At 32.7% G+C, this 2421-nt stretch carries 4 protein-coding genes; all 4 read right to left on the bottom strand.

From position 1 onward, the window contains the following. Positions 1–334 precede the first annotated feature (334 nt). Positions 335–781, bottom strand: a complete 447-nt coding sequence (locus VK998_RS00745) for a hypothetical protein (protein ID WP_325224376.1) — start codon at positions 779–781, stop codon at positions 335–337. Then, on the bottom strand, positions 774–1532 hold the full coding sequence (locus tag VK998_RS00740) for an ImmA/IrrE family metallo-endopeptidase (protein ID WP_325224374.1): 759 nt from the start codon (positions 1530–1532) through the stop codon (positions 774–776). Before VK998_RS00740 ends, VK998_RS00745 begins: the two co-directional genes overlap by 8 nt. 3 nt (positions 1533–1535) lie before the next feature. After that, positions 1536–1874 carry a helix-turn-helix domain-containing protein gene (locus tag VK998_RS00735; protein WP_325224371.1) on the bottom strand — a complete coding sequence of 113 codons (339 nt, stop codon included), beginning with the start codon at positions 1872–1874 and terminating at the stop codon, positions 1536–1538. A 297-nt stretch (positions 1875–2171) separates the two neighbouring features. Next, positions 2172–2421: small multi-drug export protein (locus VK998_RS00730; RefSeq protein ID WP_475513920.1), on the bottom strand; the 250-nt coding region annotated here is incomplete at its 5' end.

Raw genomic sequence — 2421 nt, 5'->3', positions numbered from 1 at the left:
ACGGTAATTATATTAAAGCAAGAATGCTGACTATTTTCATTTATATATTAATGGTAAAAATACAACTTTTATACATAAGACTATTGTCAATAGTAATTTAATCCAATAGTTAAACACTAGTGATAATATCTATTACTTATATTATATCATTCTTGTAGTACGCAAAAAAGGGTAAAATAGGCAAAAAATATCATCTCGCAATACACCAGATTTTAATCAAGGCTTTCTGTACCGTTCTACTTAATCCAAAATTTAGAAAAGAAGGATCCTAAATAAAAAAAGCCCTAAAGACAAATGCTCTAGGGCCTGTACACAATTTATAATTAATAAAATATTATTCAATTGTCCCTAGATACTCAGTAAAAGTAGCTGTTGGTAGTATTCTTCTCTTAGCTATCATCTTACTCCATATTTTATTTCCAGCTATTTCATCAATATACCCTTTATTTAATGCAGCTACTAATATATCTCCAGTAGCCACATGTTCTAGACTATATTTTTCAACATACTTAGATATATCCTTTAAATTATTAGATGCAATAATTCCATTATAAGTTTTGGCTAAGGCTATAGCTGCTGCTTCTCCTTTACCGATTATTTTTTCTCCTCTAGGTGCTGAAACTGCTAATTCATAGTATAATCTATATTCCTCAGTATTTGCTAATATCTCTTGTGTAGAAATTTCGCCATTTAAACACAAATCTCTAACTTTACGCCTTATATGGGGGATATTAGGGAAGGAAGAGATGCAATCTGTATCAAAAAATAGTTTCTCAGTCATATAATTCTTCCCCTACTGTATCTAGTCCATAAACAATATCACTTCTAAAGCCATTTAGTAAAAGTTCTTCATATTTCCCATGTGATATCAAATCTTGCTCTTTTAATCTCTCGATCAACTTAATGTACTTCCCAAAAGTAGCATATTGCTTATCTTCTGATGTGGGTGTGTATAGTTCGTCATCATATCCAAGCCTTCTTGCAGAAGCTATTATTCCAGTCCTCATAGTATTAGCTTTTTCAGGGCTTATATATCTATCATTTATTAATCTCCAAAGTGTGGCCTGTCTACTCATACCATAATATTGTTCAATTCTTATAACATCTTCTAGTTTAAGCTCCTGCTTTTGTTTACCAAGTTTATTTCTTATAAAATAAGATAGGGCCTCATAAGGTGCTAAAAAATAAGATGCAAACATATCTGCCTCTTTTTCCTGGGGATCTTTACTTATCTCAAGGTCTGTAGAGCAGACAATGCTTTTAAAGTCCTCATGAAAAAATAAGTGGTAAAGTTCATGGGCTATCGTAAAACGCTGCCTACCATAGGTCGATGTGGAATTAACTCCAATAATCTTATTTTTACCATCTCTAATACAAATTCCACTTACTCTACTACTCATAGGATAAAACACTATGGTTAAATCATCGTTATTATGAATTAGAGAAAATATATCTATTGGAGAGTTGGCATCCTCACCAAACTCTTTTCTTAAAATTATCGCTTCACTGTTTAGTTCGATTTTTTCTTTCAAGATTTATTCCCCCTCAAGCAAGTCTTCCATAAAACGTAAATTTAGTGCTATTTTATTCATAGCAGCGATAGTGTCTAAATCTTCAGTTGTAATGTTTTTTGCCCTGAGAGCTATAGGAATCTGTACAAATTCACAAGACTCATTTACAAAGTAATCCATGGTACACCCAAAGAGTTCTGCTGCTTTTTCAAGCACATCTGCACTAAATTGCCTTTCATTTTTTTCACATTTTGAAATATAACTCTGATCCACATCTAAATACTCTGACAACTGTGTTTGTGTAAAGCCACTCCTTTTTCGTAACTCGCTAAATCTCTCACCTATCAATTCAAAATTTAACATAGCTACACCTCCCTTTAATTATATTATATGTTAGTGTTGTCATAAAAGCAACTAAATATTCCTTTATAAATATGACAAGTTTATTTTTTGAGGTGCCGCCATTTTTTAATTTTAGGCATGGAAAAACCCTAAAGAGTTTGCACCCCCAAGGGCTTTTCACATCCTAAAGTCTATTATCTCACTTTCATCCTCTCTTAAACCAGATCTAGTGCAGCTCCATGGCATATCTACATTCCTGCCCTACTATACACCTAGATTATTATGATTCAAAGTTTCCATGATTAGAGCAGGATTATATCAACTTTTCCATGCATGATATCCCCAAGTCTTTCTCAGAGTATGAGTTCCAACATTATCTCCTACACCTACAGCTTCTGCATCAGCCTTTATAATGTTTAAGGCCTGTTGGCGTGTAATAGGCCTAAGTCTGCGTACTAGGTTTCTAAATTTCTTTGTTCTTTTAAGGTAATTAAATATTGGTCTTATAGTAAACAAAATAAAAGACACAGGGATCATGCTACCTATAAAACTTAATATTGCAGCATGT

This window comes from Schnuerera sp. (assembly GCF_035459645.1).
In the GTDB taxonomy this organism is placed as follows: Bacteria; Bacillota; Clostridia; order Tissierellales; family Tepidimicrobiaceae; genus Schnuerera.
Note: the sequence above shows the minus strand (reverse complement) of the source record. Positions and strands in the feature narration are given on the sequence as shown.

What these genes read in the sequence shown, in the direction of transcription:
- VK998_RS00745 (WP_325224376.1), bottom strand. Translation starts at nt 781, where the DNA reads ATGACTGAGAAACTATTTTTTGATACAGATTGCATCTCTTCCTTCCCT.
- VK998_RS00735 (WP_325224371.1), bottom strand. Translation starts at nt 1,874, where the DNA reads ATGTTAAATTTTGAATTGATAGGTGAGAGATTTAGCGAGTTACGAAAA.